At 72.3% G+C, this 3,982-nt stretch carries 5 protein-coding genes and 1 pseudogene; 4 read left to right on the top strand and 2 right to left on the bottom strand.

The genetic code is table 11. The features are described from left to right. The 4 genes and pseudogenes from IEZ11_RS50150 to IEZ11_RS50165 form a co-directional block, all read left to right on the top strand. Nucleotides 1-514: pseudogene (locus IEZ11_RS50150) on the top strand (hypothetical protein); the annotation flags it as partial. Nucleotides 515-552: 38 nt separating this feature from the next. Continuing rightward, entirely contained in the window at nucleotides 553-1,446 is an 894-nt protein-coding gene (locus IEZ11_RS50155; protein WP_229714004.1) for a hypothetical protein, read from the top strand. Beyond that, on the top strand, nucleotides 1,443-2,081 hold the full coding sequence (locus IEZ11_RS50160) for a RapZ C-terminal domain-containing protein (RefSeq protein WP_189269815.1): 639 nt from the start codon (nucleotides 1,443-1,445) through the stop codon (nucleotides 2,079-2,081). Before IEZ11_RS50155 ends, IEZ11_RS50160 begins: the two co-directional genes overlap by 4 nt. A 132-nt stretch (nucleotides 2,082-2,213) precedes the next feature. Then, on the top strand, nucleotides 2,214-2,714 hold the full coding sequence (locus tag IEZ11_RS50165) for a hypothetical protein (RefSeq protein WP_189269816.1): 501 nt from the start codon (nucleotides 2,214-2,216) through the stop codon (nucleotides 2,712-2,714). Nucleotides 2,715-2,779: 65 nt separating this feature from the next. Here the strand turns inward: IEZ11_RS50165 and IEZ11_RS50170 are convergent, their stop codons facing one another. Beyond that, on the bottom strand, nucleotides 2,780-3,082 hold the full coding sequence (locus tag IEZ11_RS50170) for a hypothetical protein (protein WP_189269817.1): 303 nt from the start codon (nucleotides 3,080-3,082) through the stop codon (nucleotides 2,780-2,782). Between the two features lie 326 nt (nucleotides 3,083-3,408). Next, nucleotides 3,409-3,982 (bottom strand): hypothetical protein (locus tag IEZ11_RS50175; RefSeq protein ID WP_189269818.1); only part of this gene is annotated, 574 nt, incomplete at its 5' end.

The following is a 3,982-nucleotide window of genomic DNA, read 5'->3' on the forward strand; positions in this document are numbered from 1 at the left end:
ACTGCGACGCTGGGCGGCCGAACACCCCGCCGCCACCCACGAGGAGGCCAAGGCCGAGGGCATGCGCCTGGTGGGGCTGATGGACACGACCTACCGCTACGCCGACGTCCGCGACCTGCTGGCCCACGAGCAGGTCGCCCGCGCCGAGCGCGACCGCCTGCTGCACCAGGTCGAGCTGCGCTGGGAGGCGCTGGGCACCGCCGCCGCGTGGCTGGCCGCCCACCACGCCTACATCCTCGCGGTCGACGAGGCCCGCATCGCCATCGACATGTGGCGGGAGCGCGCGGAGGCCGCCCTGAAGCGGCCGTTCTTCTGCATGTCGCCCCGGGACGAAGCGGCGTACCGGCAGATCCAGGAGGCCGGTCACCCCGTGCTGGAGCAGGCGCTGGCCGACCTCGACCGGACGCCGGCACAGACCGCCGAGCAGCTGCGCGCCAACCTCGACCAGGCCCACGAGCGCCGCCTGCAGCTGGCCGCCGAGACCCTCCGCGCCGCCCAGCCCGTCAGCCAGTGACCCCGCCCACCGACCCGCACCAGACGAAGGAGTCCCCCGTGTCAGCAACCCTCCAGCGGCAGACCGCCCGCGCCCGCCTGCTCACCGAGATGGAGCGGCTGTTCGCCGACGACGCCGGTCTCGGTGTCCTGGTCACGTACAACGGCCGCCCGGACATGACCGAGGAGGCCAAGCAGGTGCAACTGGCGTGGGCCCGCGCCCTGGTGGCCGTGCACGGCCACGACCGGGCCGCCTCCGTCTACGCGGAGTACGCCGGCCGCCGCCAGCGTACTGTCACCGAGTCCATCGGCTCATGGGACAACCTGGTGCTCACCGGCAGGCCGATCCCCCGCTGGGACCGGGACATGCACGGCTTCCTGTGCTTCTCCTGCGTCGACACCTTCTCCACCGTCGTCGCGGCCGACGACGACCCGCTGTGCAACCGCTGCGCCCGCGAGCACAGCCCCGTGGGGACCACCCGCCCCCAGTGGCGCGCGTACAGCCACGGGCAGTTCACGTTCCCCGGCCTGATGGGCGAGGAGCGCAAGACGGGCGAGACCCTGCTCATCGCCCGGTACGACGACGGGGAAGAGCGCAGGTACGTCACCGGCGAGGCCGCGCTGCTTACCGAGCAGACCAGCCCCCTGCCCGGTTTCACCGTGCTGTCCACCCAGACCCACGGCGACAGCCGCGACACCATCAACCTCACCTTCGAGGCCCGCGCCGAACACCAGCGCCGCAGCGTCGACATCCTCGCCACCTTCGCCTACGACCCGGAGCCCGAGGGATACGACGGCCACGCCTACGGCTTCCGCTTCGTCTCCGCCCGGCTCACCGCCCGCTCCCGGAAGCTGGGGCAGCTGGAACTGGCCGACCCGACCGTCACCGAGCACACCGACCTCTACCAGCTGCTCGGCGCCCTGATCAGCCACCTGCACGGGAGCCAGAAGTGACCCAGACCGCCACGACGCACGACGCCGGCCCCCACGACGCCGAGGGCTGGAAGCTCCACGACGACGGCACCCGCGTCCACCGCTACAGCTGCACCATCCACGACGGCCAGGACTGCGACGGGCACTGTGGCCCCGCCCCCGCGGGCCCTGCCGAGGAGACGGCCGCGCCGCAGCCGGACGTCACGATCGTGTCCGTCGGCCGCCTGCACGACGGGAATGAGGGCGAGTGGGCCGACGTGCTGCAGCGCGCCACCATCGCGCTCGACCTGCGCCGGCACTTCCGCGATCCGCACGCCATCAGCGCCGACCTGCACCAGCTCACCGCCCACGACCAGGTCGTGCGCGACACGGTCATGGACACCCCGGGCGTGCGCGAGGTCCTCGCCGCGACCGCCCTGCAGGTGCTGGGCTACCTCGCCGGACCGACGGCCGCGCCGCTCACCGTGGTGACGCAGTGCGCGGGCGGACGCCACCGTGCAGCTACAACGGCCATGGCCCTGTGTGCCGTGGTCGCCGGGGACGTCGAGCAGGCCGCCGCGTACGGACTGGCCGACGCCGCCCGTCAGTTCACCGGTCGCGACCTGGTCGTGGACCTGGTCCACCGCGACCTCGCCAAGGACGTCGTCGACCGCTGACCGTCCGGCAGCACCACAAGGGGCGCCCGCAGCCATTCGAGCTGGCTGCGGGCGCTTTTGCTGACTCTAGCCCGGCCGCTTCCCGGCGCGAAGATGATGGGGCCACCGGATCACCGAGCAGAGGAGCCTCCCGTGCCAGCGACCGTCTGGATCCTGATTCCTTCGTACCGGGACGGCCCCTACCAGCTGCTCCGCACGGGATGGGTCGCACGGATCGGGCAGGACGAACACCGCTGTGTGATCGTGCACGACACCAGGGGCGACACGTACTTCGCTGCCTGGGGAACCACGGACTTGGACCTCCCCGCGGACTTCGGGCTGCAGCTGCTCCAGGCCCTCGACGCCGCCCGCCGTGCGGCCGAGGATGCCGGCCGCGACCGTGTCGTCGTTGCTCGCCACGGCGAGGACAGCTGGTCATGGGAGACGTACGCGCCCGACGAAGTCCCGCCCGCGCAGGCAGAGCCCCCGCCCCCGTCCTCCCCCGCGCCGCCGACGAGCTGGCCGCCCCCGCCGTCGCTTAACGCGCCGATCCCGGGCCCGAACGGTTCCTTCGTGCCCAATCCCAAGGGCGGGATGCCCCTGTGGGTCCCCAAGGACGAGGACCAGACGGAGCCGGACACCGTCACCGGGTGACCTGCCCGCCGTCATGCCGAAGGGCCCCGAGAAGACCCGGGGCCCTTCGCCGTGCGGAGCCGTGCCTACTCGCTGCGGTCCCACCGGATCGGATACGACACCGTCGGCGACGGCCGCGGCGCCGGCTTGTCCCAGCCGGGGAAGTGCACCGGGTACACGGCCGTCGAGACCGGCTTCGGCGCCTTGCCCGAGCCGTCAGTGCTGGCGGTCCCCGCCTTGCCGTTCCCGCCCGTCCCGCCGCCGATGGCGATGACCGCCACGACGAACACCGCCGCCTTGAACATCTCGTTGCGGGCGCCCGGATACCACCTGGTGTGTGCCCTGACCTTCGTCCCGTCGGCCCGTTCGTACTCGCGTACGGCAACCATGACCCGCTGTTCCCCTCCCAGCCCGCGCGCCGGTCGGCGCAACGGACCATGAAAACAGCGGGCACTGACAGCAGGTCATGGAACGATCACCGCAGGTGACCGGAAGCGGGTGGGTCAGTTGCCCTTCACCCAGCCCCACACCATGACGCCGGCGACAAACAGAGCCGCGATCTTCAGTGTGCGCCGGAGCCCAAACAGCCTGATGAGCACGGAGTCCCCCTCGGTGCGGTCGATGACAGAGCGTCCATTGTTCCGGTCGGCTCCCTACGGTGCGGAGGAATGGCCGGATCCTGCGCAGACCCTGTCCGTGACCAGCCCGCCAAGGGTCAGGCGCCGACGGGGAGAGCCCGGTTCTCCCATTCCTCGTACGCCTGGTAGTCGCCGGTCATGGCGTAGCGGCGCACCTCGATGCGTTCGGCCGTCTCGAAGCTGCGCGGGTCCTCCCGGAACACCGCCGCCAGGGCACGGGCCGCCGCCCGGTCCGAGAGCCGCGCGGGCGCGACCTCCAGGTACAGCTTCCCCTGCCGCCAGCAGGACATCTGAAGCTGTTCGGCCAGCTCCCGCCCGACGACCACGACCTCCCGGCCGTAGCCGTACTCACCCTGTTCGGGAACGTCCAGGGCCGCCCGGAACGCCTGCAGCTGCTCGCGGTCGCCGTCCAGGGCGAAGGCCCGCACCGCCATGGCGTACGCCCGCCGGGTGTCGGTGTCGTACCCCGCGAGGTCCAGCGCGGCCAGGACTTCGTCGTCCGTCAGGTGGGCCGGAGCGTGGCCCAGGGCGATGCTGCCCTCCCAGTGCGCGAACGCGTCCGCGTCGTCGGCCGGCGTCGCGGACGCCCGACCCGGGCCCGCAGGGACGGCTTCGGCGCGTACGTCCTCGACGGCCTGGACGACGAGGCCG

The organism is Streptomyces fuscichromogenes, assembly GCF_014645815.1.
In the GTDB taxonomy this organism is placed as follows: Bacteria; Actinomycetota; Actinomycetes; order Streptomycetales; family Streptomycetaceae; genus Streptomyces; species Streptomyces fuscichromogenes.